Annotated in this window: 25 protein-coding genes and 1 pseudogene; 16 read left to right on the forward strand and 10 right to left on the reverse strand. The window is 40.7% G+C overall.

Translation table 11 applies throughout. The features are described from left to right. Nucleotides 1–15 precede the first annotated feature (15 nt). The 10 genes from V7K55_RS24565 (at nt 16) to V7K55_RS24610 (ending at nt 10,936) form a co-directional block, all read left to right on the forward strand. On the forward strand, nt 16–1,008 hold the full coding sequence (locus V7K55_RS24565) for a glycosyltransferase (protein WP_334835468.1): 993 nt from the start codon (nt 16–18) through the stop codon (nt 1,006–1,008). 27 nt (nt 1,009–1,035) lie between these two features. Then, on the forward strand, nt 1,036–1,683 hold the full coding sequence (locus V7K55_RS24570) for a pilus assembly FimT family protein (RefSeq protein WP_334835471.1): 648 nt from the start codon (nt 1,036–1,038) through the stop codon (nt 1,681–1,683). 32 nt (nt 1,684–1,715) lie between these two features. Next, complete coding sequence (locus V7K55_RS24575) at nt 1,716–2,357, forward strand: TIGR04282 family arsenosugar biosynthesis glycosyltransferase (protein WP_334835474.1); 642 nt, start codon at nt 1,716–1,718, stop codon at nt 2,355–2,357. Between the two features lie 396 nt (nt 2,358–2,753). Continuing rightward, nucleotides 2,754–3,596: a hormogonium polysaccharide biosynthesis protein HpsJ gene (hpsJ-B, locus tag V7K55_RS24580; protein WP_334835476.1), complete on the forward strand. Its 843-nt coding sequence runs from the start codon at nt 2,754–2,756 to the stop codon at nt 3,594–3,596. 126 nt (nt 3,597–3,722) lie between these two features. Further along, nucleotides 3,723–4,631, forward strand: coding sequence for a glycosyltransferase family 2 protein (locus V7K55_RS24585; protein WP_334835479.1), 909 nt, complete (start codon nt 3,723–3,725; stop codon nt 4,629–4,631). 533 nt (nt 4,632–5,164) lie between these two features. Beyond that, nucleotides 5,165–5,929 carry a DUF502 domain-containing protein gene (locus tag V7K55_RS24590; protein WP_334835481.1) on the forward strand — a complete coding sequence of 255 codons (765 nt, stop codon included), beginning with the start codon at nt 5,165–5,167 and terminating at the stop codon, nt 5,927–5,929. A 122-nt stretch (nt 5,930–6,051) separates the two neighbouring features. Next, a complete protein-coding gene (gene nusB, locus V7K55_RS24595; RefSeq protein ID WP_334835483.1) occupies nt 6,052–6,693 on the forward strand; it encodes a transcription antitermination factor NusB in 642 nt (213 codons plus the stop codon). A 343-nt stretch (nt 6,694–7,036) separates the two neighbouring features. Beyond that, on the forward strand, nt 7,037–8,656 hold the full coding sequence (gene ftsY, locus V7K55_RS24600) for a signal recognition particle-docking protein FtsY (protein WP_334835485.1): 1,620 nt from the start codon (nt 7,037–7,039) through the stop codon (nt 8,654–8,656). Between the two features lie 299 nt (nt 8,657–8,955). Continuing rightward, complete coding sequence (locus V7K55_RS24605) at nt 8,956–9,102, forward strand: hypothetical protein (protein WP_334835487.1); 147 nt, start codon at nt 8,956–8,958, stop codon at nt 9,100–9,102. A 445-nt stretch (nt 9,103–9,547) separates the two neighbouring features. Further along, entirely contained in the window at nt 9,548–10,936 is a 1,389-nt protein-coding gene (locus V7K55_RS24610; protein ID WP_334835489.1) for a PP2C family protein-serine/threonine phosphatase, read from the forward strand. Between the two features lie 554 nt (nt 10,937–11,490). On the opposite strand, the gene V7K55_RS24615 is transcribed toward V7K55_RS24610, so the two are convergent. After that, nucleotides 11,491–12,774 carry an ankyrin repeat domain-containing protein gene (locus tag V7K55_RS24615; RefSeq protein ID WP_334835491.1) on the reverse strand — a complete coding sequence of 428 codons (1,284 nt, stop codon included), beginning with the start codon at nt 12,772–12,774 and terminating at the stop codon, nt 11,491–11,493. Between the two features lie 206 nt (nt 12,775–12,980). On the opposite strand from V7K55_RS24615, the gene V7K55_RS24620 reads away from it, so the two are divergent. Then, complete coding sequence (locus tag V7K55_RS24620; RefSeq protein WP_334835492.1) at nt 12,981–13,451, forward strand: DUF4079 domain-containing protein; 471 nt, start codon at nt 12,981–12,983, stop codon at nt 13,449–13,451. 153 nt (nt 13,452–13,604) lie between these two features. On the opposite strand, the gene V7K55_RS24625 is transcribed toward V7K55_RS24620, so the two are convergent. Continuing rightward, nucleotides 13,605–14,276 carry a DUF1997 domain-containing protein gene (locus tag V7K55_RS24625; protein ID WP_334835494.1) on the reverse strand — a complete coding sequence of 224 codons (672 nt, stop codon included), beginning with the start codon at nt 14,274–14,276 and terminating at the stop codon, nt 13,605–13,607. A gap of 178 nt (nt 14,277–14,454) precedes the next feature. Between V7K55_RS24625 and V7K55_RS24630 the strand changes: the two genes are divergently transcribed. After that, nucleotides 14,455–15,111 (forward strand): NAD(P)H-binding protein, encoded by a 657-nt coding sequence (locus V7K55_RS24630; protein WP_334835497.1) that lies wholly within the window; start codon nt 14,455–14,457, stop codon nt 15,109–15,111. 146 nt (nt 15,112–15,257) lie between these two features. On the opposite strand, the gene V7K55_RS24635 is transcribed toward V7K55_RS24630, so the two are convergent. Both V7K55_RS24635 and V7K55_RS24640 read right to left on the reverse strand, forming a co-directional pair. Further along, nucleotides 15,258–15,722: a DUF29 domain-containing protein gene (locus V7K55_RS24635; RefSeq protein ID WP_334835499.1), complete on the reverse strand. Its 465-nt coding sequence runs from the start codon at nt 15,720–15,722 to the stop codon at nt 15,258–15,260. Between the two features lie 247 nt (nt 15,723–15,969). Continuing rightward, nucleotides 15,970–16,578: an SMI1/KNR4 family protein gene (locus tag V7K55_RS24640; protein WP_334835501.1), complete on the reverse strand. Its 609-nt coding sequence runs from the start codon at nt 16,576–16,578 to the stop codon at nt 15,970–15,972. Nucleotides 16,579–16,915: 337 nt separating this feature from the next. Between V7K55_RS24640 and V7K55_RS24645 the strand changes: the two genes are divergently transcribed. After that, entirely contained in the window at nt 16,916–17,566 is a 651-nt protein-coding gene (locus V7K55_RS24645) for a glycoside hydrolase family 24 protein (RefSeq protein WP_334835504.1), read from the forward strand. A gap of 19 nt (nt 17,567–17,585) precedes the next feature. On the opposite strand, the gene menH is transcribed toward V7K55_RS24645, so the two are convergent. The 5 genes from menH to metG form a co-directional block, all read right to left on the reverse strand. Further along, nucleotides 17,586–18,398, reverse strand: coding sequence for a 2-succinyl-6-hydroxy-2,4-cyclohexadiene-1-carboxylate synthase (gene menH / locus V7K55_RS24650; protein WP_334835506.1), 813 nt, complete (start codon nt 18,396–18,398; stop codon nt 17,586–17,588). A 231-nt stretch (nt 18,399–18,629) separates the two neighbouring features. Beyond that, nucleotides 18,630–19,031, reverse strand: coding sequence for a metal-sensitive transcriptional regulator (locus V7K55_RS24655; RefSeq protein ID WP_334835508.1), 402 nt, complete (start codon nt 19,029–19,031; stop codon nt 18,630–18,632). A gap of 118 nt (nt 19,032–19,149) precedes the next feature. After that, the gene (gene lptC, locus V7K55_RS24660; protein ID WP_334835510.1) at nt 19,150–20,358 is read right to left on the reverse strand and encodes an LPS export ABC transporter periplasmic protein LptC; all 1,209 of its coding nucleotides are present in this window, start codon (nt 20,356–20,358) and stop codon (nt 19,150–19,152) included. Then, the gene (locus V7K55_RS24665) at nt 20,358–20,987 is read right to left on the reverse strand and encodes a LabA-like NYN domain-containing protein (protein WP_041565095.1); all 630 of its coding nucleotides are present in this window, start codon (nt 20,985–20,987) and stop codon (nt 20,358–20,360) included. The genes lptC and V7K55_RS24665 overlap by 1 nt, the downstream gene beginning before the upstream one ends. Nucleotides 20,988–21,153: 166 nt before the next feature. Next, nucleotides 21,154–22,758, reverse strand: coding sequence for a methionine--tRNA ligase (metG, locus tag V7K55_RS24670; protein WP_334835512.1), 1,605 nt, complete (start codon nt 22,756–22,758; stop codon nt 21,154–21,156). 383 nt (nt 22,759–23,141) lie between these two features. On the opposite strand from metG, the gene V7K55_RS24675 reads away from it, so the two are divergent. Further along, nucleotides 23,142–23,867, forward strand: coding sequence for a lysophospholipid acyltransferase family protein (locus V7K55_RS24675; protein ID WP_334835514.1), 726 nt, complete (start codon nt 23,142–23,144; stop codon nt 23,865–23,867). A 125-nt stretch (nt 23,868–23,992) separates the two neighbouring features. Next, the gene (locus tag V7K55_RS24680) at nt 23,993–24,823 is read left to right on the forward strand and encodes an alpha/beta fold hydrolase (RefSeq protein WP_334835517.1); all 831 of its coding nucleotides are present in this window, start codon (nt 23,993–23,995) and stop codon (nt 24,821–24,823) included. A 172-nt stretch (nt 24,824–24,995) separates the two neighbouring features. On the opposite strand, the gene V7K55_RS24685 is transcribed toward V7K55_RS24680, so the two are convergent. Then, entirely contained in the window at nt 24,996–25,799 is an 804-nt protein-coding gene (locus V7K55_RS24685; protein ID WP_334835519.1) for a M15 family metallopeptidase, read from the reverse strand. Nucleotides 25,800–25,901: 102 nt separating this feature from the next. Between V7K55_RS24685 and V7K55_RS24690 the strand changes: the two are divergent. Continuing rightward, a pseudogene (locus V7K55_RS24690) lies at nt 25,902–26,456 on the forward strand (AEC family transporter); the annotation flags it as partial. Nucleotides 26,457–26,546 lie beyond the last annotated feature (90 nt).

The raw sequence follows: 26,546 nt of genomic DNA on the forward strand, positions 1-26,546 counted from the left end.
AGTAGCCTGTTACTAATGATGGATTTTACTCCAAATTTACCCAAAATATCTGTAATCATACCCACTTATAATAGTGAAAAAACTATTAGCTACACAATTCAATCAGTTCTACATCAAACTTTTACTAACCTAGAACTAATTGTAATTAATGATGGTTCCCAAGATTCAACTTTAGAAGTTATCACACAAATCTCAGACTCACGAATACAAGTCTTTTCCTATCCCAACGCTGGCGGAAATGTTAGCCGTAACAGAGGTCTACACCGTGCAGTTGGAGAATTTGTTAGTTTCTTGGATGCAGACGATCTGTGGACACGCGACAAACTTCAGTCTCAATTAAAGGCTCTGCAAGAAAACGTTACAGCAAAAGTAGCTTACAGTTGGACTGATTATATTGATAAAAATGGTGAATTTATACTTTCAGGCAAACGTGTCAATGTTAAGGGAAATGTTTATGAAAATTTGCTGCTAAATAATTTTCTAGAGAATGGTTCCAATCCCTTGATTTGTAGAAAGTCTTTAATTACATTAGGTGGCTTTGACGAATCTTTAAGTGCCGCTCAGGATTGGGATATGTGGCTAAGATTAGCCTCTAACTTTGATTTTATCTGTGTACCATCTGTACAAATATTATATCGTATAAGTGGTAATTCAGTTTCTTCAAATCTTATCAGACAGGAAAAATCATGCTTGCAAGTGCTTAAGAGAGCCTATCAAGAAAAACCCTCTACACTTAAGAATAGTTGGAATATAAGCCTAGCCAACTTATACAAATACCTGACCTGCAAAGCTTTACAGAAGCCATTTAATCGACAAAGAGGTTTAGCATCTGCTAGATTTTTGTGGAATTATTTTATTAACGATCCTTCAAGACTTAGAAATATAAATTTCACCTCCAAACTGTTATTGAAAATCATCATAATTCTTATAGTACCCACCTTACTCTACAGCTTTACTAAGCAACGCGAAGTAAAAAGCCAAGAAACTCAAATATTGATCAATAGTTAGATTACTGAAAAAAGACTAGAAGAAAAAATGAATACACGGGTGCATTTACCGTTTATAGTTAATGTAAAAAATGTTTTTAATAAGCACTCCAATAGTGGTTTTACTCTACCAGAAATGTTAGTGGTTGTTTTATTAATTGGTATATTATCCACGCTAGGAATACCCAACTGGCTAGCTTTTGTGGAGACTCGCCGCCTCAACACTGCACAAAACCAAGTTTACCTTGCTATGCGCCAAGCCCAAAGCCAAGCCACCAAACAAAAATTGACTTGGCAAGCTAGCTTTCGCATACAAAACGGTATCATTCAATGGTCAGTTCATCAAGCAGAAGCAGGACAATTTATTAGTGATGCTGTTAAAAACAATGGTAATCTATGGAACAACCTTGAACCAAATACTCGCATCGATGAAGAGGATAACAGTAAAGGAAAAAAGGAGACAACTTTACAAAAACATGCTTCACAGCAAATGTGGCGAGTTTTATTTAACTACCACGGTTGTCCCATCTCTGAAGTTGGAAATCAGTGTACAATCGGCGGATTAGGACAGATAACATTCTATAGCTTGAATGGTGGTAAAGCTAGACGTTGTGTTTATGTTTCTACAATTTTGGGGGCTATGCGAACTGGCAAAGATCATTCTAGAGCCAACGAAAACGACAAGTATTGCTATTAAGATATTTTTAGTTGAATCAAACAAGGTATTTTGTGCTGAACTTATCAGTAAAACCAAAACATCACCTGATTATTTTTACTCGCTATCCAGAACCAGGTAAGACAAAAACTCGATTGATACCTGTTTTAGGAAATCTTGGTGCTGCCAATCTTCAACGGGAAATGACTGAACATACAATATTTCAAGTTCAAGAATTGCAAAAGAAAATTGCCATATCTATGGAAGTGAGGTTCACAGGTGGCAATTTGCAACTTATGCAAGACTGGCTAGGATTGGATTTGGTTTATCAGTCTCAAGGTGAAGGGGATCTAGGTTCGCGGATGGCGCGATCGCTTTTAGATGCTTTTGAATCTGGTGCAGACAAAGTAATTATCATCGGTACAGATTGTCCTGGAGTGAATGTCCAGATTCTAATAAGAGCCTTTGAGGAGTTACACACCTTTGACCTCGTACTGGGCCCTGCGCTCGATGGTGGATATTATTTAATTGGTTTGTGCCAACCCATACCGGAGTTATTCGCTAACATCGAGTGGGGAACTGCTCAAGTATTCCAGAAAACCTTGGAAATTGCCCAGCAGATTAATTTATCACACGTTAACTTGTCGCCTTTAGCTGATATTGATCGACCGGAGGATTTGCCCATTTGGGAACAAGTCCTTATGGGAGAAATGTAACTCAAATATTGTACTTAGCTCTAGCGATTACAAATCGTACCTATACAAACTAAGACACTTGCGTGGACTAATGGAAAATTAAGATTTTGAAACCCGCGTAGGCAGGTTTTCTCTGTGTAGCCGAGACTTCCAAGCGATCGCTGCAAGATGTTACATATTCAATGAGTCGTATTCTACATCTCTACATTAGGTTAGTATCTTAAAATACCAGGAATTTCCTGAAGACACTGTACATCACAAATGTTACTGTGGCCTAGTTGAAAACCAAGAGGCAGATAGCCTTTGCCAGTATTGAATCTGCTTTGTGTTTCTACACAACAGTCACGGTCATAGGCACAATATTCAAGTAACTTGAAATATGAAAATCACTCATATTCACCGCCAGTTTGAAAAATTATGGTTAACCGTTTTACTTCCGTGAGTACTGCCCTCACAGTTAAGGTAGTTGGAATAATCTGCATATTGTCCTTTTTTGTGGACTTTTTGATTCTATTGTTACCCTTTCAACCAACCGATCGGGTATGGCAAATCAACTTAGCAACAGCGCTAGTCGATCGGGGAATTGTTCCTCTGGTAGGACTAGGGCTGCTATTTGCTGCCTATTGGATAGAAAGCGCTGATGCAGGAAGCGATCGCCCCCAAGGGATCGATTTAAGATTTACCGCCGCGATCCTCTCAAGTATTTTAGGGTTGATGTTCTTGCTGATTTTTCCCCTGCACCTCAATAACGTCAATCAAGCTAAAACTCAAACACTTAACCGCATTACCCAAGAAGCAGATCAGGCAGAAACCCAACTGAACACTCGGTTATCGCAATTGAAAGCACAACTGAATACCGATCAAGGAAAAGCTCAATTAGAGCAACTGCGAAACCAAACCAAAACTCAGTTTAGTGAAATCCTCAAGGACGATCAAAAATATAAGCAAGCACTGGAAAGCGCTCAAATTCCCGCAAATATCAAAGAGTTACTGAAGAAGGCTAAAACAGATCCCCAAGCGCTTGACAAAGCTATCGAACAACAAACAGATCCCGAAGTGCTGCGAACTCAACAACTGAGCCAGGTTCGCCAGCGCAGAGACGAAACACTGCAACAAGCTAAAGATACTGCTTGGAAGTCTGGGCTACGGATTGGGATTAGCAGTTTGCTGTTATCTATTGGTTACATTATCATCGGCTGGACAGGCTTAAGAGGTAGGGGTGCTGTACAAGGTGGTAAAGCCAGAGCTACCGCCCGCTAATTCACTATTAGCATGGCAGTAGGACGGATCCAAAAATTCTTGACGGCTTATACTGCCATGCTCCTAGCAGCTAATAAAAATAAAAATGCAGTTATCACTGAGTAAAATCGCTATAAAACTTGGGTAATGTTTTCAATTTACATACTGACATATAACGAAGAACTAGATATTGCTGCTTGTATTGAATCGGCTATGCTATCGGATGACATCATTGTTGTGGATTCATGCAGTAGCGATCGCACTGTGGAAATCGCCAGTCGCTATCCCATCCGCGTCGTCCAACACGCTTTTGAAAGCCATGGCCGCCAGCGCACCTGGATGTTAGAGTCTATCCCCCCGAAGCACGAATGGGTTTATATTCTCGAAGCTGATGAGCGGATGACACCAGAACTATTCGCGGAATGCGAAAAGGCAAGTCAGCATCCAGACTATATTGGTTACTACGTGGCTGAACGTGTCATGTTCATGAATCGTTGGATTCGCTACAGCACACAGTATCCCCGTTACCAAATGCGCCTCTTCCGCCACGGTAAAGTGTGGTTTACAGACTACGGTCATACTGAACGGGAAGTTTGTGAGGGTGCAACTAGCTTTTTAAAGGAAACATACCCCCATTACACTTGTAGCAAAGGTTTGAGCCGTTGGATTGACAAACATAACCGTTATTCTACAGATGAAGCTCAAGAAACCCTGTATCAGCTAGAACAGGGAAACGTCAACTGGCAAGATTTATTCTTTGGCAAATCGGAAGTCGAAAAACGCCGCGCTCTCAAAGATTTATCTTTGCGTTTACCTGCTAGACCGTTGCTACGCTTTTTATATATGTATTTTATCTTAGGCGGCTGTTTAGATGGACACGCTGGACTTGCTTGGTGTACATTGCAAGCATTCTACGAATACCTGATTTTGCTCAAAGTCTGGGAAATGAAGTATCTACCACAACCTAATTTAGGCACAACAGCAATTCTTGCACAAGAAAGTACACAGCAATTACAGAGTGCGGATTCGGAAACTACGCAGATTGACGTAGCATGAAGCGACTGGAATTAGAAGGTTTCTCAGTGAAATCGACAAGCAGGGATCGGGTGGGTAGGCGATCGCAAAATCGGACTTTTTCCGAAATAGGGTAGTACAGCTAGCTGTACTACCCTAACGTGCTTTACATTTAAACAAAACCACCATAATAAATTAATATTTTTAACAGACCATTTTCATAAAAGTCACTCCCGATCAAAAGTGAGTGACTGACCCAATAAAATAACTCCTCAGTTTACCTGGTGGTACTTTCACAATCATGAGCAGCTTTTGATTGAGCGCGATAGATTAGTAATACCTCATGACTTGCAACAATCATTTACAAGTCTTACAAGGAAAAGTAACATCCTCTGAGAATAACCGGCCGCCATCGGATTGGTTGATATCTATGTGTATGCTTGTAGGAAAATAGCTGATTTTCAGCAACAAGTACGTGTTTTTGCCGTAGCAGCCAGGCTGCTAGTATTTCGGATAGTTACTTGAAGCAACTTCTGCTGCAAGTAAGACCTTTGTTATTTGACAAATGTGCTGGTATGGATACCAATAACAAAAGTTCCTCTAGCTTAAAACAGGAGAATCAGGGCTTGGTAGTCGATCGCCTAAAACAGGACTTAAAAAACGACCTGATTGCTGGTTTGTTGGTAGTAATTCCCCTAGCAACTACTATCTGGCTGACAATTACCATTGCTAGTTGGGTAATCAACTTCCTCACCCAAATTCCCAAACAACTTAATCCCTTTGATGGGTTAAATCCAATTCTAGTAAATTTACTGAATTTATTAGTAGGATTAGCTGTGCCACTACTGTGTATTTTATTGATGGGCTTGATGGCTCGCAATATTGCTGGACGGTGGTTGTTAGATTTTGGCGAGCGATTATTACAGGCAATTCCTTTAGCGGGACAGGTGTACAAAACTCTAAAGCAGCTTTTAGAAACAATACTAAAAGATTCTAATGGCAAATTTCGTCGGGTAATTTTGGTAGAGTATCCCCGCCGAGGAATTTGGGCGATCGCTTTTGTCACTGGTGCAATCAGCAGTGATATCCAAGCCCAGATGTCCCGCCCCGTCCTCAGTGTTTTTATCCCCACCACCCCAAACCCAACTACTGGATGGTACGCAGTGGTTCCTGAAGATGAGGTAGTGAACCTCTCCATGTCCATTGAAGACGCTTTTAAAATAGTTGTATCAGGTGGCATTGTCGCCCCCAACACGCCTTTGATTTTCCCCAAAGAGTCTAATTTGGAGGTGAAACACGACGAAATCAAGCGGCAGGTTATTTCCGTTGAAGAAACTTAAATTCAATCTGGCAAAGTCATAAGCAAATGCGTAATGTTGTTGTTGGACTGTGCCAAAATTGATAGACTTGTAAGTTTGCCCAGACTAGTTAATCAGTTCTCGCACAATCACCCCTCACTTTTATGCAACCTCGTAAACCCCAGCAAATTGCTCGTGAATTGGCGCTTTTAAGCCTTAGCCAATTGCCAGTCAACCCAAAAAAATTAGATACATTAACAGACGATCAACTAGTATCCAAGTTGGTGCTAGGAGCAGTACGCACCCTGACTTCAGAAGTACAAGATACTCTCGATAATGCCGCAGGGGAATTGCAACGCAGTAACGATCGCATCTTAAGTAGCCAAACTCGGGCCTCCGATCTCAATTCTGCTAGAGCAATGCTTCAAGAAGCGATCGCTTGCACCCAGACAGCAATCAATCAATTGGGTACAGCAGTTGATTTCCCCGAATTGATTCAACTGGCTAATCAGGATAAGGGAGTCCGTAATTATGCTAAAGAGCTTGTGATTACCGTCAACGAAAATCGACATATTATAGATGAACTCATTTCTAATGCTTTAGTAGATTGGCAAGTAACTCGCCTCGCCCAGATTGACCGCGATATCCTGCAAATCGCTGTGGCAGAAATGAAGTTCTTAGGAGTTCCAGATAGTATCGCCATCAACGAAGCTGTGGAGCTAGCCAAACGCTACAGTGGAGACGACGGTCATCGATTTATTAACGGTGTTTTGCGCCGAGTCACTGAGCAGAAAAAAACAGCATAGTACCTTACCTGAATTCGTAATTCTTAATGAAGCTCTCTACGAGACGCTAAAAGCGAACGCAGTATCGCTACCGCTACGCTAAGGTAATTCGTAATTCCTATATCGCTATGGAGAAAAGTCTGTAGCCGCTTCGGCGGCTTTCTTGGCGCGGAACTTCTCTCCTGGCTCTAGCCTCTTTCTTTGGGAGAAGGGGAGACGCTGCGCGAACCAAAGGAAGCTGATTTTGTTTAAAGTGGCGGTGAAAGGTGAGGATAACCGGGAAGCTTTCACCCCAAGAAAAAGTGCAAAGTTAAATTAAACTCATAACTTATAACTTATAACTCATATAACTAATACTACTGCAATGGTTTTTAATTGGTTCCGTCGTCAACATAACGATTCCTCTGAGACTCCTTCTGATAAAAAACAGGAAGAAATTCCCGTACAAGAAACCCAACCAGAGCCAGCTGAAACCTCAACTGCTGAAACGACACCAGATTTGTTGGCTTTTGCTAAAGCTGCTTACAAAAATATTCAGCAAAAACAACAGGCTGAGGTAGTCGAAACCCCACCTGATTTAGCAAATGCCTCAGCCGAACCTGAAACGGTAATTGCGGAAATCACTGAATCAGAAGCAACAGAGGAATCTGTTAGTACAACCCTAGAAACATCACAGCCAGAAGTAATCCAAGCAGCTACTCAAGAAGAAAGTAGAGAAGATTCCTCTGTAAATGCAATTGCTGAAGAAACAGATGTTGAAAGCCCAGAAATAACAGCAAATGAAGTTGGACAAACCCTTACACCAGAAACAACGCAGCCAACAGCACCAGCTAATTTATCCTTCTTAGAACGGGCGGCGGCAGAACGGCAAGCAAAACTGGATCAACTAATAGCCACCGCCATTGAAGTTCCAGAACCGGAGATAGTACAGCCAGTCGCTGCAACCTCAGAAATAGGAGAGGAAATTCCCGGACTGGTATTTGATGATGGATTTGTCTGGTCGGCAAAAGTTTTAGCCGCTCAAGGTAGAAATCCAGAAGACGTTTCTATTGAAGAAATTACCTGGCTGAAAAAGCTCCGGCAAGGGTTAGACAAAACTCGCCGGAGTATTCTCAACCAACTGAAGGCGATTGTTGGTCAAGGGCCCCTTAACCAAGCTGCTGTAACGGAAATTGAGGCATTACTCCTGCAAGCTGATGTCGGTGTAGAGGCGACAGATTTTATTATCAATGCCCTACAAACAAAACTTCGAGAAGAAGTTACAGCGCCAGAAGAAGCGATCGCTTATCTGAAAAAAATTCTCCGGGATATGCTGGATGCACCAAGCATTGCATCCCACAAAACTAGCTTTACCCCAGAAAAAGAAACCTTGAACATTTGGTTAATCACTGGGGTGAATGGTGCCGGTAAAACCACCACCATCGGCAAAATTGCCCACTTGGGACAAAAATCTGGTTATAAATGCTTGATTGGCGCAGCAGACACCTTCCGCGCCGCCGCTGTGGAACAGGTGAAGGTTTGGGGTAGTAGAAGTGGTGTCGAAGTAATTGCCAATCCTGGGAAAAATACAGATCCGGCAGCAGTTGTGTTTGATGCGATCGCAGCTGCCCAATCGCGACAAACAGAATTACTTCTGGTAGATACAGCTGGACGACTGCAAAACAAGAAAAATTTAATGGATGAACTCGGTAAAATTCGGCGAATTATCGACAAAAAAGCCCCAAATGCCAAAGTAGAATCCCTATTGGTTTTAGATGCAACTTTAGGTCAAAATGGACTCCGGCAAGCCGAAGTTTTCTCCCAAGCGGCCCAACTGAGTGGCGTTGTCTTAACCAAGCTAGATGGCACTGCTAAAGGCGGCGTTGCCCTCGCCGTTGTGCAACAGCTAGGTTTGCCCATTCGCTTTATTGGTGCTGGCGAAGGAATTGAAGACCTGCGCCCCTTTTCGAGCTATGAATTTGTCGAAGCTCTCTTGAGTGGCTAATTGAAAAATTTGGAGTTAAAAATTTTTCTTGACAAAATCATGAATTTAGAGATAACCGATCTGGTATTATCACTTGAACTAAATAGAAATAGTTCAAGTCGTAAAATCACAAGTTTGTCACAATAAATGGGTGAGTTTTGCTAAAATCTCAAGCTAATGCCCTTTTTTCACCCCCTGAAGGGCTTTTGGATGTAACAACACAGAAATTTCGTTACTACATACAAAAGCCCATAAACTTACATTTTGTAGCCGTTTAAAGGGCGCGAGATGCTAGCTCCCACAAACACAACTATTGTGGGATGGACAGCAGTCTGAGCGGTGAAAAGTGCGTTGGGGAGCCAGCGCGGGTGAGTCCAGCACTGCGGGATGGTTTCCTTCCGCAGTTAACTTATATTGGCTATGGCGATTTCAAGACTTATTTACATATTCTCAGCTTTTGGAATTAATATAAGTCTGTTATTTACCAAACCAAGCTCGATTTGAGCGCTTATAGAGGTTTTCACTGAAAAGACTTCTAGTTTTTTAGTTGCTTATACCCAAACAGTTACTCTGAAAGCGTTATAAATTATTCTTTGAATAAAGTATTCTTATAACTTTAGAGATATGCTTTGGGGATTAAGTTATGAAAAGATGAGAATTTTTCTGACCTATTACTGCAACTAGTAATTTTTACGGGTTGAGTTTTAATTAAAAATACATGAATTGAAATGACTAATATTCCATCAAAAATCCAATAAGCAGATAAAATACCGATAAAAGTTGCCTGTTACGTCTTTATACTCTTGCTAAAGTGGCAAGTCTTGTCTAAATATGGTTTAGCAATGCCAAAGCCAAAAAGTTTATAAATAATCTAAAATCTGCCAATATCCAATATAAAGTGCAATAATACCTGTGCCTGTGTCTCAACTGCCCTCTCAACCCACTGACAACAATAGTGCTGCGACAGATGTCACACCAGTCGTAGCACTCAAAGAACTCGTGGCAAGGTTGCACCGGGAACAGAACAAAATTCAAGATTTGCTCAGTTCTTTAGGATTTGCCCTGAGAAGTTTCAATAATTTGAATCAGTTTTTGGAACTGATCCCACTAATGGCAACAAGAGTGACAGATGCAGACGGCAGCGCCTTGTTTCTCTACAAACCTAATGGTCAAGTCAGGTTAGAACAGTTACATTGGCAAGATAGTGGCCAGCGTAAGAATATCCGCAAAGCGCTAGAAATAGCTAGCAGTCAAATCACGCTTTTGCCAAATACTGCCCCTATAGCCAATGCGACGGGGATTTTAGATGACCAAATGCATCGTTATTTGGGGCCAGATGTACAAATCTTTGGTACGGCGATTCTGGTGAAGCATACAGAGAGGGGATGGCTCTATGTATTGAGCCGCGATCCAGAATATAGTTGGACAGAAACTAGACAAAAGTTAGTTAGATTAGTTGCAGACCAAACAGCAGTAGCGATCGAAAACGATGAACTAGCTGTAGAACTAAGAAAAAAAGAACGCCTAGACCAAGAACTAGAAATTGGCGCAGAAATTCAACGGCGACTTTTACCACGTCAATGCCCCACAATCCCTGGTGCAGTGCTAGCGGCACGTTGTAAACCGGCAAATCGCGTCGGCGGAGACTACTATGACTTTATTGCTACCAATCAGAATAAGATTCGGCTCAAGACTAAACGCGATATAGAAACTAGTCGCTGGGGTTTGGTGATTGGAGATGTCATGGGCAAAGGTGTCCCTGCTGGGTTGATTATGACGATGATGCGGGGAATGCTACGGGGAGAAGTGCTACATGGGAATTCCCCAGCAAAAATTCTGCAAAACTTAAATAGAGTTATGTATGCGGATTTGGAAAATTCCCACCGCTTTGTAACACTATTTTACTCAGAATATAATCCCCATAGTCGAATTTTGTCTTATAGCAATGCGGCACACAATCCTCCCTTGTGGTGGCACGCAGCCACGAAAACTGTTAGCCGTTTAGATACTCTAGGAATGTTAATCGGTTTGGATGCTAGCAGCCAATATGAAGATGCTCAGGTACAGTTAGAACCTGGGGATACAATTATTTACTATACAGATGGTTTGACCGATGCGGCTGCTGCTGGTGGCGATCGCTTCGATGAAGATAACTTTGTCGCTGGCTTCAATACGGCTTGCAAGTACTGCAATGGTCCAGAGGAGATTGTGGATTACCTGTTTGACCAAGTTCAGCAATTCATTGGTGATGATAAGCAAAACACTGATGATATGACACTAGTTGTTCTGCAAATTTTATAGATTGTGCTTAAATTCCAACCGAAGAGTGGTTCGGTAACTGGGAATTCACCGCACTAAATTTAATTTTTAATTTATTTTTTCTGGAAATTTCCGTAGCGATCGCCCAAATAGTCGCACATTAACCTTCCTTCAGGATTCATTTGTATTTAGCCTTTCGGATAATACATAAAAAATGATCCTTAGAATACATTTCCGTTCAAACAAAAACTATATATTTTGCACATCTAGCACAGTAGGAAACGTCAAGGGGGAGAGTAGGTAAAAGGTAAAATGTACAAGGTAAAAAGTAAAAAGTAAATTTACTTCTTCATTTTTGCTTTCTTTATATCCTTGTCACGCAAGCATTTAGCCTGCTCCCTTTTGACGTTTTAATTTTTCTTTTCTCCGGCGTAGTAAGTTCACAACAGCTACGACGGAGTTTTGCTTTCTTTATTTATCAAGTCTAAACTTAGTTGTTTTAAACTTCCTTTGTATTTGATTTAACAACTTTCATTTAATGATTTGTCAAGATATTTCTGAAAAGATTTTAGTTGAAAAATTCAGAATTAAAATTGCTATTCTTGCGCCCCAGCTTTTTGCAGACTCTTTACTATATTTTTATAACCATTAAATTCTGCAATCATCAAAGCAGTATAACCACCTCGATTTTTCAAATTCACATCTGCCCCAGCTTGAAGTAATAACTGTACAATTTCGCTATAACCTGATGAGGCAGCCCACATCAATGATGTTGCCTTCGCTGAATCTTGAAAATTCACATCTGCCCCCTTTGCCAGCAGCAAATGTACGATCTCTGTGTACTTCCGTTCGATTGCTTTAATCAAAGCGGTTTTGCCATCATCCCCAGCAGTGTTGACATCAGCGCCATAGTCTAACAACACTTTCACTGTTTGGGTCTGTCCTTGTGATGCAGCTAACGTCAAAGGTGCTTCGCCAAGATTTTTACCATTAATATCTCCCCCAGAACGCAGGAGTGCCTCGACAATTTTGCTATGTCCCTGCAATGCTGCTACCAGCAGTGGCGTATCACCCAGGCGGTTGCTAATTTGGACATCTGCACCCCTATTAAGTAATACTTGCACGACATCAATGTAGCCTTCCACAACGGCGAGATGTAGCGCAGTTTCACCATCTTGGTCTTGGAGATTAATTTCAGCCCCTCGATCTAGTAAAGCTGCTGCGATCGCACTATGTCCACTTGCGGCTGCTGCCGATAATGCAGTTCCACTATCAGCGTTTTTCATATTCACATCAGCCCCTACTGCTAGCAGTGCTTTCACAACCTCCAGATGCCCCAAGTCTACCGCTAATGTTAAGAGTGTCTCACCTTCTCGATCTGGGATATTGACATCAACACCAGTTTGGAGAATTGCTTGTAAAACTTCTATATTTCCCTGCTTAATGGCAAGTTTCAAGGCAGTATCATCATCTTTATCGGCAATATTCACCTTTGCACCAGCAACCAATAAGACTTGCACTACATCGATATGACTTTTGAGGACTGCTGCCATTAAAGCTGTGCTGCCATCTTCATTAGTGGCATTGACATCAGCCCCTTTTGATAGTAAAAGCTGCAAAATGTCAAGTTGTTTGGCACTAGCCGCCAACATCAAAGCCGTCAAACCATAGAGTTTTCTGGGCAAGTTGATATTTGCACCAGCATCCAAGAGCGATCGCACAATTTCGGTGTAGCCTAAATTGGCAGCAAACATTAACGCCGTCGTGCCTTGGCGATCGCACGCGTCCACCCTCGCACCAGTAGCTAGTAGCGCACACAGCCCTTTGATATCGCCACTTTTAGCAGCTTTTAGCAGCAAAGTATCGTTGTTTTCAGTCATGAATGAGATCCCCCACAGGGGTTTTGTTCGTCTACCCTCAAAACTCAGTCTGAGATTGTTTATCCACTTTGGCAAGAGGGCAAAGGAAAATAGCAAAGATGAGAAAGCAAAATCTTCCTTATTATCTTTTAATTTGTGCAACTTTAAGCACAGAGAATAGAGTTATGCTAATTTTTATGAAGATTTAATAATTAGGTGAGAACACTATGAGTCTAGAACTTTCTGCGTCGGTGAAATATTGGCTAAACTTCTTCCATCCGGTGCTGATGTGGGCACTATTAGCACTCTCAATTTATGCTGCCTACTTGGGGCTGCAAGTACAGCGTACCAGAAATGCTCAAGGGGAAGAAAAGAAAGAACTGATTAAAGGTAGATATAACCTCAGACACTACCAAATCGGGTCTATACTCTTAGGTCTGATGGTAGCAGGTGCGATCGGAGGGATGGGTGTCACTTACATTAATAATCAAAAGTTATTTGTAGGGCCTCACCTGCTGGCAGGACTGGGCATGGCAGGTATAATTGCATTTTCTGCTGCTTTGTCGCCTTATATGCAGAAAGGGGCAAATTGGGCGCGTGCAACTCATATTTTGCTAAATTTCACGCTTTTGGGACTTTTTGCTTGGCAGGCTGTTACTGGAGTGCAAATTGTCCAAAGACTTCTTACTAAAGCGTAGTCCTTTGTCATTTGTCCTCTCTTACAAAGTTCTGTTAGCGTAGCTCCTCCGTTCGCGCAGCGTCTCCGACAGGAGAAGGAGGCTCGGAGGAGATATCTGCTCAGACTTTGCGCTTTGTCATTAGTGTATGAGCAATGACAAAGGACTGTTGACTCAGCGCTTTTGTTTAGAATTAGTAGGAAGGGGTATTTCCAAAGATTTCTGAAAATCTTGCTGAACTTTGCGAGTTAAGCGGCGAGAGACTTGGCGGACGATTTGGTTAAGTAAGCGATCGCCTGTAGATTGAATTATAGATTTGGGTAATCGCTGAATAAACCGGGGAAAGTGCAAATCAACTACTAAATCTAATTCCCATTCAACTCTTGTAACCTCGCCCCTACTGTAAGCATCGTTTTCTATTAACTGTAGAGATGCCTTATAATCTACGTCATAACCAGGCGGTTGGTAATCAGGAATGGGTATTGTACGGATGCGGTAAATACCCTCGTCTGGGGGCAACAATTCCAAACCAATTTTCGGTTCTACTTCATAACCGAAAGCACCAAAACAACCAATTACTAAAGCGTAGCCATTTTCCCCAAGTAATTGCACCTTCATCGGTTCAGCGCAACGAGAAAACCATGAGGCGTGAGCATTCAGATACTCAGCAACCTTCTCTGCTGGGGCAGGCATTTCCATAAAATCTTGATAACGACCGTAAAATTTTGTGATCGTTGCTACATTTGCGTCTGTTAATGTTTCCTTGGCTTCTTCTTGAGAAGATTCTACAGGTAAAACTGCTTCTGTTATTTCCCAGGATTTATATTCGCCGTTTGTTGAAAGCATAAATGCATTACTGTATATTTTGGCGCTCGTCTATATTAATAATTCCCCACCTACTTGGGTCATTTCACACTAATATTCAATTTTGACCAAAACCTCATTAATCTGCAATCACCTCCATAGAATTACTAAAATAAAGAACTGAACAAGCACACAATAGTTTCCCAGGATAACATTTCTCATGAAAGCATTTGTAGCAGGGGCAACGGGTGAAACAGGTCGCCGGATTGTGCAAGAGTTGATAGCGCGGAATATTCCTGTCCGGGCTTTAGTGCGGGATATTGACAAAGCTAGGGGTATTCTGTCTCCTGAAGCCGAATTAGTTGTAGGCGATGTATTACAACCTGAAAGTTTAAATGCTGCATTGGGAGACAGCACAGTTTTGTTGGTTGCAACTGGTGCAAAACCTAGTTTTGACCCCACTGGCCCTTATAAAGTAGATTTTGAAGGGACTAAAAATTTGGTAGAAGCGGCTATTGTAAAGGGGATTGAGCATCTTGTCTTAGTTTCTTCTTTGTGTACTTCGCAGTTATTCCATCCACTGAACTTGTTTTGGCTGATTTTGGTGTGGAAAAAGCAAGCTGAAGAATATATCCAGAAAAGTGGTCTTACCTATACGATTGTGCGACCTGGTGGGTTGAAGAATGAAGATAACCTTGACGCGATCGTGATGCAGAGCGCTGATACACTGTTTGACGGTAGTATACCCAGGCAAAAAGTTGCCCAAGTTGCTGTTGAGGCGCTGTTTGAAGCGGATGCACGCAATAAAATTGTCGAAATTGTTGCCAAACCTGAAGCAGCCTCAAAAAGCTTTAAGGAGCTATTTCAACAGTGCTGATATCCTAAAGGGTTTTATTCGTCAAAACGATCGCACTTTGTCGAGTAGCTTGCTTGATCTAAATTAAACGCCCTTGATTTCAGTTTCTGAAGCGATCGCTTGTCTGTGAACGAGAGAGCGATCGCACATTAACCACCAAATTCGTTTTATTCGGGGAAATACTCACTATTGAAAATATCTTCAGAAGTAAAAGGGCATTGTTCTGGAAAAATCTCAGGCATTAAACCCGTTTTTTGAATTCCTTGCCTTCTGGCTTTAATATAAACGGCATCTAAACAGTTAAGAGAATAATTATAAAGTGTTTTGGAACGAAAAGAAAATTCTAGCTCATCACGGAAATTAGTTATTTCTATTTGCCAGCCTCGTTGACAATTTTCTTTTTCAGTTTCCCAATAACGATAAAGTAAAAGATGAATTAATAATTGTTTTAAGTAACTTTCTACTTTTCGTCTTTGTTCATTTCCCAAAGCTTCAATTTCTTCTGATAAATGTTCCCAATCAATATTTTCAATATCTTTATTTTCTAATTGTTTAAGTGTTGTTTCTACCCATAAATAATAATCTTCTTCATAAAGGGTAGGTTCAACAGATTTTAATATTTCTGTTGTCATAGCTAATTGCTCAGAAAATTAACTATCTAATTATAACATAGGTAGGCGTAGCTCTTTCTCCTTCATCAACAAAAAGCGATCGCCTTAAGTTTTAACCCGATTGTCAATAACAAATAATATGATTTTTAGGATGATGATTTTATTGGATGAGTTTTTTGCCAGAAGTGAAAAAATAGTTATGTAATCGTCAAAGTTCTAAATAACAGAATAAATATCTCGGTTATTTCAGGGTAACTATAATTATAAGTTATAAGTTATATTTTCGATATATCTCTTTTTCAAGTTCTAACTTTTCTTCATCTATTCGTATTACCATATCATCATCTTCTCCATATTTATCTGGTATATATTGATATAAACCCAACTCACAACATTCTGCAATTACAGATATCATACTCGTAAGATTTTTATAGACTCTTATCGAATCATCAAGGCAACCAACATCCCAAAGATAAACTGGAGATGGATTTAGATCGCCAATTACATATAGCATTCTTTTGCCCTCATAGTCACCTATAGGAAACCATTTTTGATTCCAATATTCATCACTAGTAGCTTCTCGGATAGTTGTGTAAATATAAACTGAATCCTGTAAAGAACAGAATGGTATAGGAATGCCACTATACAACTGTTCAGGAAAAAAAAATTCCCTCAAAGGCAAATTATAGTCGTAAGCACAACCATTTCGCCATTGATAAAGCTCGTATATTTCCTCAGATAGATTGAAGGGCAATTTCTTGATTATTTCGTCAATCTTTTGTCGAGTTAAACCTGGATTATAGCCATTCAAATAATCAGGATTTAGAGATACTAACCAATCGAAAATATATTCAAGTTCATCTGTAAGTTCAGACATATAACCCACCTAATTTAATCGTTATAGAATCGTTAATTTACTAAACAACATTTGATATATCTATTTTTGAAATTCAACTTTTTCTTCATCTATCCGTATTATAATTGCATCTTCTGCTCCATACTCATAGGGCATGAGTTAATATAGTTCTGATTTACAGCACTCAGAAATAACGGATACCATGTAACTAACAATCAGGTATGAACTTTACTGCAATAAGTTCGTCGATGATTTTTGTTAGCAAAAAGAGCAAATTTGAAGGAGTCGGACTCTGAAAGGCTTTGAATTCAAAGGTGTTGAAAAACTTATTGGGCCAATAGCTGCGCTTCTTGGCTTTGTGTATTTGTTGCAATGGTATATTGGAGACTTGCGATCGCCTTCCGATCCCATCTTTGCAGTTAAACAGCCGCCTTTGGTGATGAAACAGGGCGACCCCTATATCCGCGCCTTAATGCGAACCATCTCGGCGAGTGAAGCCAGTGGGAACCGTCCCTATTCGCTATTGTATGGTGGACAGCAAGTTAACGACCTGAGCCGACATCCTGAAATATGCGTCACAATTGTCACAGGCCCAAATACAGGTAATTGTTCTACTGCTGCTGGGAGATATCAAATTATCAACATTACTTGGTATCGTTTAGCCCCGCGTTATCACCCAAAGCCAATGCAGATGATGTTTTGGACTGCTTATAGTTTTGAAGCAGAGTATCAAGATATAGTAGTTTACCGTTGGTTAAGTGATTCTAAAGTTTGGGGAACCGATCTTTCTCAACTGTTGCGTCAGGGAAAGTTAAATGATGTTTTGCGGCGACTCTCTCCGACTTGGACAAGTCTAGGATATGGTCTAGAAACTAATTCTGTTAGTAGCTCTTTGCCTAAAGTTTATCAGAAAATGTTGAAAGAGGAATTAACCGCAGCGAATCAACCAATAGCGCCGAAATTGACACCATCACCAACTCCTTCTAATAAGTCGGTAAAGAAGAAGTGAGTTTATCTTAATTTTTAGCTTACTCAATAAAAAAACCTCTGATATTTTCTACAAATGCTAAGGTATTTTCAAAGTGAATATTATGTCCAGCATTTTTAATTATTTTTAGCTGTGCAAATTCACATATTTGAGTCATTTCTGTATTAATAGATATAAATTTTTCATCATATTCCCCAGCTAGTAATAGTATATTAATTTTATTTTCTTGTAGCTTTCCCCACAAAGAAGGTTGGCATCCAGTCCCCATGAAGCGTAATGATTTATCTAATTCCTGCGGATTGTTTTGCAACCGACTTTCTATCATGCGATCGTATTGTGGATGATTTTTTATATAACCAAAAATTGGTTGATTGTACCAATTTGACAAAAAAGCAGCAAAATCAGTTTGAATAATACTTCTGCTTAATTTTTTAGCTATTTGAGCATCACGTCTAACTCGTTCTAATCGTTCTGCTTCTGTTGCTAAACCTGGGGAAGCTGATTCTAATGCAACTTTAATAAAATGTTCCGGGAAATATAAAGTTAAGTATAAAGCTAATCTTCCGCCCATCGAATAACCAATTAAGTGGCATTTATCTATTTTTAATTCATCTAATAAATTGACCACTGCTTTAGCGGTGGGTTCCATTTTATAGTATTCATCACTTCCTAAAACTTCGGTTTTACCATGTCCTGGTAAGTCAAGGATAAGATAAGAAAAATCTTCTGCTAAAAATTTTATAGCTTCATCAAATTCATTAATATTTCCCATGAAGCCATGTAAAAAAACAATTAGAGGTTTATTAGGATTTGCATTTAAACAATAGTTTAATTTATACTTTTTAAAATTCATTTTTGGAAAATATGTATAAAATCCAAATGCAAAAATATCCGCATCCTAATAAACTTTAGAGGGTATATTTACCCCCTGACAACTGCTTTGCAACTCCCAGACTCTCAGTTATGACTATGAAATACTTGTGTTAATTTTTGCATAAAGAACCCTTGCCTGAGTCAATACACCAAATATTGCATCTCTACAAAATGTATTGTGATACCGGTTAATTTTTTATTTTTCTCATTTCTAAGGTAAAAATCGATCTAAAGCAGCTTTTAACTGTTTAATTTCAACATCAATATTACCCTCTTGTGCGGCTCGACCAATACACTCAGTTAAATGTTCATCCAAAACAATTCGTGCTACCTTATCCAATGCACCCCGAACTGCGGCAATTTGTAATAAAACATCAGGACAAGGACTATTTTGCTGCACCATTGCCTTAATGCCACGAACATGTCCTTCTATACGCGATAATCGATTAACAATTCGTCGTAAAGACTCTTCGCTATGGACGTGAGGATGAGCCACCTCTCCAGTCCCATGAGTCCGATCTATATGGTCGTGGTCTGTGTCATCATGCTGGGAATGTTCTGCTTGCTGGGATGTTGGCAAGGATTCCTTGCCTAATCGGTTTGATCCATTCATGGGTTATCAAAAGCACTCGTATTAGTAAGATCCTAGCCTAGAGGGTAATGGTTAATCGTTAATTAGTTTACGCCCATACTTGTCAACTGATGGAGTGATATAGGTTGGGGTAGTTCATCTACTGACGATTGACTTTTTCTTGGGGAATAATTTCTGTTACTACCCTACCGCTAGAACTGCCACCTTTGACAACAATATTTTCTGTTTGCAGATTCCCAACGGCTGTTTCACCCGTAAAATTTAACGGTGGGTCAACTTGTCGATACGACACATTTCCTTGAGCTTCAACTAACTTATTATCTAAATACCAAGTTAATGTATTAGACCTCAAAGACTGGCGACGCTGACCAATGGCATTGACGTTACCTGTTAAATAAACCGTTTTTTGCGGTATTTTCATTTCACCTTTATTGGCGGTTACAGTCAGGTTTTCGACACGCTGAAACATCTTCACAGGGGAGTTTGTAATAACAGTTTCTGCGTTCATGTTCCAGGTCATAGAGTTACTAGCTATTTGCACAGGTGGGTCTAGCAAATCTAATTGAGCATTCTGTTGAATAGTGGCAATTTTTGTTTTTAAGTTGACTTCGGCAGAATTACCCTTACCGCGATCGCTAATCTTACCATTTTTGTAACGGTCAATTTGTAAAGGGCGATCGCCAATCAGTTTTTGTTCTTTAATATTCCAGATTAAATGCTCGGTTCTTACTTGTAATTGAGGATCAGTGGAATTTGCTACTACTTTTCCAGAAAATTCCATCCGCTGTTCGCGGGTTTTAACTCGTGCTTCTTGCGCTACAGCTTGTAGTTGTTTGTGAGTACCATGAATCTGGTTGCGGACAATCAGCAAATCTTCTTTGGGTCGCCATTCTAATTCATTACCTTGCAATACAACACCATTATTAGGGTCTGTGGCAAATATCTTACCTTTAAGAAACAACTGCTTCCCATCTTGTTCAATATCTGCAACGTCTGCCTTGATTTGGTAAACTACTTTACCATCTTGATATAGTTCACCATAAGGACTTTCAGCTTGACCAATTTGTTTTTCTTTGGTGTATTTTGCGGTTTTAGCCCTGACTTTCCAAATCGGTCTTCCCACTTCATCTGCTTGTTCTAGGGTGACATCAAAGAAAGTCAAATTGCTATCTTGGTTTGATGAAGCCGCAGGATTTTCTTGAGAAGCTGGAGGGGCTTTCCCCCCACAACTTACTAAACCAAATATCAATAAAAAAATCAAAGGTAAAAAAAGGAAGGAGGGAGTGGGGAAGTAATTTTGAATTTTTCTCTCCCCCTGTCTCCCTCTTTTATGAAATTGATACGTCATTATTCTTGGATTTCTAGGTGTCCATCACTAGTTCTTGGGTCTTCCAAAAAACCGATACCAGATAACGGTCGGTATGGATAGCTTTGGCGAGGGGTTTTTTGAATGTCTTCTTTGATGGCTTCTAAATCGATGTAGCGATCGCTTACATTAATTAAGCTGTCACTGGTCATCGAACGCAAACTTACCACTTCTACCCGCACGCCACGATAGCTGACTGAATTGACCGCATAAGCCAAATCCCCATCACCGCTAACTAAAACTGCGGTATCATAAGAATCTACTAGTGCCATCATGTCTACAGCTATTTCTACATCCAGGTTAGCTTTTTTAGAGCCATCTGGTAGCTGGACTAAATCCTTAGCAATGACCCGATAGCCATTGCGACGCATCCACAGCAGAAATCCCTGTTGCTTCTCGTTTGTCCGGTCTACACCAGTGTAGAAAAAAGACCGCAGGAGTCTAGAACCTCCTGTTAATCGACACAACAGCTTCGTGTAATCGATTTCAATCCCTAGTTGCAATGCAGCGTAAAATAGATTTGAGCCATCAATAAATATGGCCACCCTGCCCCGATTCTCCAAAACTTGTTCTGGCGTAAATATTGAATCGGTTTCAAAATTATTCAACATCATTGTGATCCCTCGATTTTTATCCCTGTTATTTTTGATACAAATTACGAACTTTTAGATGCTAGTCACAGCTGCTTATGATAATGTTCCGGGGTTAATATAAATTAAGCCCCGATAAATTTTTTGAGAGAATAAGAAATTGAACAAAATCAGAGTTTGATAAGGACTAATCGTTTTTTAGGGGTTCTATTCGCTTAAAAACTGGTTGGAATGCACCCAACTGTTGTTTACTAGATAGTATCCCCCATGTCGCATGGGTGGCAAAAGGAGCGGTAACTGAACTTTGTTTTTGCTTGTTAAAGTTTATTTCAAAGCCCAGTTGCTGATAAATATCGCTACTGATGTTCGGAATAATTGGGGATAGCAGATAAGCTGCTAGTCTAACTGATTCTAGAACTGCGTAGAGAACTTTTTCCACGGACTGCTGTTGTCCCTGTTTATATAATGTCCAAGGAGCTTGTTCATCAATAAACTTATTACTGGCTTGGGCCAGTGAAAGGATAGCCACGCAGGCTTGACTGAAAGCTAGTTCCTTGTATGCTTGTTTCACCTGTTCCCCTAGACGCAAACCAATTGTTTTCAAAGGATTTTCGTCAGGAATTCCTTCATTGCCGATTGATGGGAAATTATTGTCAACGCAGTATTTCTTCACCATGCTCAAGGTGCGATTGAGCAAATTACCTAAATCATTTGCCAAATCTGCATTCAGAACATTAATGAACCTTACTTCATTAAAATCTCCATCCTTGCCAAATTCGATTTCCTTAAGGAAGTAATAACGAACGGCATCACTACCATAGCGCTGAACTAACGCAACAGGATCAAGGGTGTTACCCAGACTTTTGCCCATCTTTTGACCATCTTTAGTCAAAAAGCCATGTCCAAATACTTTTTCTGGCAAGGGTAAGCCAGCCGACAACAACATTGCCGGCCAATAAACTGCATGAAAGCGTAAAATATCTTTACCAATTAGGTGCAGGTTTATTGGCCACCAAGTTTCTAAAGCATTGGCTAAAGTCGGTTCTGCATCTGGTGCGAGTAATGCCGTGACATAACCTAGCAGCGCGTCAAACCAGACATAAAGAGTGTGTTTGGGATCGACTGGTACAGGAAAACCCCAATCTAGATTCACCCGTGAAATAGAAAAGTCTTGCAGCCCTTGATTGACAAAACTGAGGACTTCATTTCGCCGACTTTCTGGTTGAATAAAATCTGGTTTAGATTGATAAAATTCTGTCAGCTTAGTTTGATATTTGGATAAGCGAAAAAAATAGTTTTGCTCGTCTCGCCACTCGACTTCTTTGTTAATATGAATCGGGCAACGATGTCCTTCTAGCAGATCGCGTTCTTCTTTAAATTCTTCACAGGATACGCAATACCAGCCTTGTTGTTGTCCTTGGTAGATATCACCAGATTTCCAAACTCGCTCAAAGAATTCTTTGACGATCGCTTCATGACGAGGCGCAGTAGTTCGACTAAAGCGATCGTATTGAATATCTAGTAACTGCCACAAACTCACAAAGCTAGGGACAATTTCATCGCAAAACTCTTGTGGCGCTTTGCCTAAACTTTCTGCCGATCGCTGAATTTTTTGCCCGTGTTCATCTGTACCTGTAATTAGTAATACCTTATGCCCTAGCAATCTATGAAATCTCGCCACTACATCTGCTGCGATCGTTGTATAAGCACTGCCTATATGGGGGACATCGTTTACATAATATAGCGGTGTTGTCAGTGCAAATGTTTTTTCTGTTTTATTCACTAGATTCATACAAAATAAAAATCAACTTATTAAAACGTTTTACATCTTACTTTTATCGGCAAAGCCAAGCGATTATACAATAATATTTCCATTTTTTCCACGAACACCTTAATAGTAGCAAATTTCTTATGTCAAGAATTGTTTTGTAAAATGAATCAATTAAGTAAGCGAATCTCTGACTAAAAGATGGAAATTAACTAATCATAATTTTTTTGAATACTTTCTATTAGAAAATATTGTGATTGAGAATACATAATGCACAATGTAGAAAATTTAGCTGGTTTTATGGATTCAGATATTTCTATCTTAAGACGGTCATGGCAGTAGTAAAGAAATGTAAAAATTAAGTTAAGATGAACCCCCATATTTACTGGAAAATATATTGATTAGGTATGAGTCGAAATAGCCCCCTAGAGATTTCTCGCGCTTTGGTGGCGGCACTCTCAACCCAAATGTTTCGCTATTATGAGGATCGTATTCCCCAGGATGCTAGCGTTTTGGTAGTCAGCAATCACCGCAGCTTCATGGATGCACCGATTTTAATGGCAGCGTTATCGAGTCCGATTCGCTTTGCTTGCCATCACTACATGGGACAAGTGCCAGTAATGCGGGAGATTGTCACCGGTCAATTGGGGTGTTTTCCTTTGGAGGAAACTCAAAACCGCCAACAAAACTTTTTTTCGCAGTCGCAGTCGCTATTGCAGTCTAAGCAGATGGTGGGAGTCTTTCCAGAAGGGACTGAACCAATGGTAAAATTTACTCAACCAAACCAAGTAGGTGAGTTTCAACGCGGATTTGCTCATTTAGCATTGCGGGCTGATGTGCAAGATTTAGCTATTTTGCCGATCGCGATCGCATCCTTAGAAGAGGTAAACACCAATGGTTTTCCCTTAAGGTTTTTGAGCTTATTTGACCCTTCAGAACCTTTATTTAATCAAGCTGGCTGGCATCCTCTGGTAATTTATCGTCGGGTTGCGGTGTTAATCGGTCGCCCTTATTGGATTACACCCCAATATCAAAAAAAATATCACGGGAAACAAGCCAGAACTGTTGTGGCTGAACTGACAGAACACTGTCATGGTGAAATTAGCAATTTACTGCGTCAGGGTTGCTATTAGAGCCATTCGATTCGCTCCTTTGGTGCGCTGGAAACGCAACACCGGATTTTGGATTGTCGGAACAATCAACAGTCCAAAAGTTTTATACCATTGACTAATGACCAATGACAAATGACCAATGACCAATGACTATCTCTGAAGTTGAGCTAAACCCCTGTTTCCTGACTCCTGAACGAGTACAACCAGAGTATCCACTATTGGTATATTTGCCAGGAATGGATGGAACAGGTCAATTATTGCGATCGCAAACTGCTGGATTAGAAGCTGGTTTTGATGTCCGTTGTTTGGCGATTCCACGGAAAGACCTTAACACTTGGGATGTGCTAACTAAGAGTGTATTGGACTTGATTGACGCTGAATTAGAAAAAAGCCCTCAAAGACCAGTTTACCTGTGTGGTGAGTCCTTTGGTGGTTGCTTGGCAATGAAAGTAGCTATTCAAGCGCCGCATTTATTTAAGCGAACCATCTTAATTAACCCAGCTTCGTCTTTTCATCTTCGTCCTTGGTTGAGTTGGGCATCCCAGCTAACTTACTTAGTGCCATCAGGATTGTATGATATTGGCGCACTGGGGTTGTTGCCGTTTCTGGCATCTTTGCCCCGGATTTCTCGGAGCGATCGCCATGAATTGCTGAAAACTATGCGTTCTGTACCAGTAGAAACAGTTCTTTGGCGGTTGTCTTTACTGCGAGAGTTTGAAGTTGATGAAGAACAGTTAAGTCGCTTAACTCAACCGGTTTTGTTGATTGCCGGTGGTAGCGATCGCCTTTTGCCTTCTGTAAGTGAAGTCAAGCGGATAGCAAACATCTTACCAAATAACAAGATTGTGGTGCTACCCAATTGCGGACACGCTTGCTTGCTAGAGAAAGATATTAATCTCTATGAAATTCTTGAAGATAACGACTTTTTAGAAAAAAATAATGCTGATACAAGTACAGGGCTAGAGGTGAGAAGATAGAGTAAGAGGCGATGGCATTCCCAGAAGTGCAAATCGCCCAAAGTACTCCTATCTCCTAAACTCTGCCAATTTTAGATTTTGGGTTAACCTATCCCACCCCTACGAAAACATCGTGGTTCTCTTAAATTGCCGTGCCAAAATCGAAGTAAGTTATTGATACAAATGACCAATCCTATGGCGATATCTTAGCGGGTTTCAAATTTCTGGCTTTGTAGAACATTTCCAAGCTGTTGCGATCGCCAACAAAACGCCAGTGCCAAGGCTCATAACTCACACCTTGAACATTATCTTTAGGAAATGACATTTCAAAGCTGAAACGCGCTGCATTTGCTTGTAGCCATTGATAAGCCTTGGTCTTGTCAAAATTGGTTTGGAGATTAGTTGCTGGTACTCTTCCATCTCCAACGTCCACAGCATAACCTGTGTGATGTTCGCTATGACCAGGAGGAGCGCTGAGGGCGGCTCGTTCTGCTGGCGTTTGATTTCGCTGGGCACTGACACCAAAAAATAACTGTTCCTGGTCTTTAACTGAGCGAAAGCCAGAAATTGGCACTAAAGTTACACCAGCACTCCGCGCTGCTGCTACCATCTCCTCAAACTTTTGGGCAGCAGCTTTTCGCATTCTAATGCCCCTATTTGCGGAGATGGTTACTAATTCTGACTGAGGCGCTTCTGGGTATGGAAAATGCCCTAATACAGTATCGTTAGAATTATTAGATGGTGCTGGAGTTGGAGGAGCAGAAGTAGCTGGTAAAGGTTGAGAATCGGCAGTTTTTTTGGGTGCGGTGACGAAAAACAAAAAACCGCTAATTAAAGCCAGCAGGATAAATACCGCCACTCCCCCAATCATCAAAATTTGGGGTTGCAACCACATTTTCGGTGGTGCAATAGGGGCATCGCGTACAGCCACTGGAATATCATCACCAAGGTCATTCGATGAGTTTTGCGGTTTTCCAGAAAACCCTGCCTTATTCAAGGGTAAACTCCTGTTTTTGTGGGATAGCCATAACAGATTTTGCACTGGACAAAAGTAGACGTAACAGGTAGCATTTTACATCTGTGGTTCTTAGGCGCAATCTTGACAAACCTTTTAGAACTATACGTCAAGCTGGGAGGATTAGTCCTGGTAGGTTTTATTCTGGGACGCAAACTACCTGTAACAGTTCCTACTCGTTTGGGACAGTTCCTTTTTTGGGTGGGAGTACCCATAAGCATAGTATCGTTTTTGCGTCAATCTAGCTTGTCGGGGCAGATTTGGATTGCACCTGCGATCGCTTACCTAGCCATTTTACTAGGAGCATTTTTAGCTTGGTTAGCCATTAAAGGACAAGCTTATTTTAGAAAAACTGTCCCCCAACCACAAACTCAGGCTAGCTTGATATTAGCAGCAATGTTGGGTAATACGGGTTATCTTGGCTTTCCTATTACCTTAGCAATGGTAGGCAAAGAATACTTTGCTTGGGCGTTATTTTACGATTTACTCGGTTCATTCCCCGGAACTTATGCGTTGGGTGTATTAGTGGCAGCGCGTTTTGGCGGCGGTGTCCAGAATCATTGGCAGATTGCCAAGTCTATCTTAATTAATCCTGCGCTGTGGGGTTTTGGATTTGGCTTACTGTTTCGACAAGTGACCAAAAGAGTGGGATTCAAGCCCCGCCATGAGAGCGAAGCGGAGGGCGGCTTTGATTCTTAATATACTGCTTCAAGACTTCAATCGGCGCTC

Origin of the sequence: Nostoc sp. (assembly GCF_036919895.1) — a bacterium.
GTDB lineage: Bacteria > Cyanobacteriota > Cyanobacteriia > Cyanobacteriales > Nostocaceae > Nostoc.

Coding starts and splice junctions, on each gene's coding strand:
- V7K55_RS24680 (WP_334835517.1), top strand. CDS start 23,993: ATGACTATCTCTGAAGTTGAGCTAAACCCCTGTTTCCTGACTCCTGAA.
- V7K55_RS24585 (WP_334835479.1), top strand. CDS start 3,723: ATGTTTTCAATTTACATACTGACATATAACGAAGAACTAGATATTGCT.
- V7K55_RS24635 (WP_334835499.1), bottom strand. CDS start 15,722: ATGACAACAGAAATATTAAAATCTGTTGAACCTACCCTTTATGAAGAA.
- V7K55_RS24640 (WP_334835501.1), bottom strand. CDS start 16,578: ATGTCTGAACTTACAGATGAACTTGAATATATTTTCGATTGGTTAGTA.
- V7K55_RS24620 (WP_334835492.1), top strand. CDS start 12,981: ATGAGTCTAGAACTTTCTGCGTCGGTGAAATATTGGCTAAACTTCTTC.
- V7K55_RS24665 (WP_041565095.1), bottom strand. CDS start 20,987: ATGTTGAATAATTTTGAAACCGATTCAATATTTACGCCAGAACAAGTT.
- ftsY (WP_334835485.1), top strand. CDS start 7,037: ATGGTTTTTAATTGGTTCCGTCGTCAACATAACGATTCCTCTGAGACT.
- V7K55_RS24655 (WP_334835508.1), bottom strand. CDS start 19,031: ATGAATGGATCAAACCGATTAGGCAAGGAATCCTTGCCAACATCCCAG.
- V7K55_RS24630 (WP_334835497.1), top strand. CDS start 14,455: ATGAAAGCATTTGTAGCAGGGGCAACGGGTGAAACAGGTCGCCGGATT.
- lptC (WP_334835510.1), bottom strand. CDS start 20,358: ATGACGTATCAATTTCATAAAAGAGGGAGACAGGGGGAGAGAAAAATT.
- V7K55_RS24615 (WP_334835491.1), bottom strand. CDS start 12,774: ATGACTGAAAACAACGATACTTTGCTGCTAAAAGCTGCTAAAAGTGGC.
- menH (WP_334835506.1), bottom strand. CDS start 18,398: ATGAATTTTAAAAAGTATAAATTAAACTATTGTTTAAATGCAAATCCT.
- V7K55_RS24675 (WP_334835514.1), top strand. CDS start 23,142: ATGAGTCGAAATAGCCCCCTAGAGATTTCTCGCGCTTTGGTGGCGGCA.
- V7K55_RS24570 (WP_334835471.1), top strand. CDS start 1,036: ATGAATACACGGGTGCATTTACCGTTTATAGTTAATGTAAAAAATGTT.
- hpsJ-B (WP_334835476.1), top strand. CDS start 2,754: ATGGTTAACCGTTTTACTTCCGTGAGTACTGCCCTCACAGTTAAGGTA.
- V7K55_RS24625 (WP_334835494.1), bottom strand. CDS start 14,276: ATGCTTTCAACAAACGGCGAATATAAATCCTGGGAAATAACAGAAGCA.
- V7K55_RS24605 (WP_334835487.1), top strand. CDS start 8,956: ATGGACAGCAGTCTGAGCGGTGAAAAGTGCGTTGGGGAGCCAGCGCGG.
- V7K55_RS24590 (WP_334835481.1), top strand. CDS start 5,165: ATGGATACCAATAACAAAAGTTCCTCTAGCTTAAAACAGGAGAATCAG.
- V7K55_RS24565 (WP_334835468.1), top strand. CDS start 16: ATGATGGATTTTACTCCAAATTTACCCAAAATATCTGTAATCATACCC.
- nusB (WP_334835483.1), top strand. CDS start 6,052: ATGCAACCTCGTAAACCCCAGCAAATTGCTCGTGAATTGGCGCTTTTA.
- metG (WP_334835512.1), bottom strand. CDS start 22,758: ATGAATCTAGTGAATAAAACAGAAAAAACATTTGCACTGACAACACCG.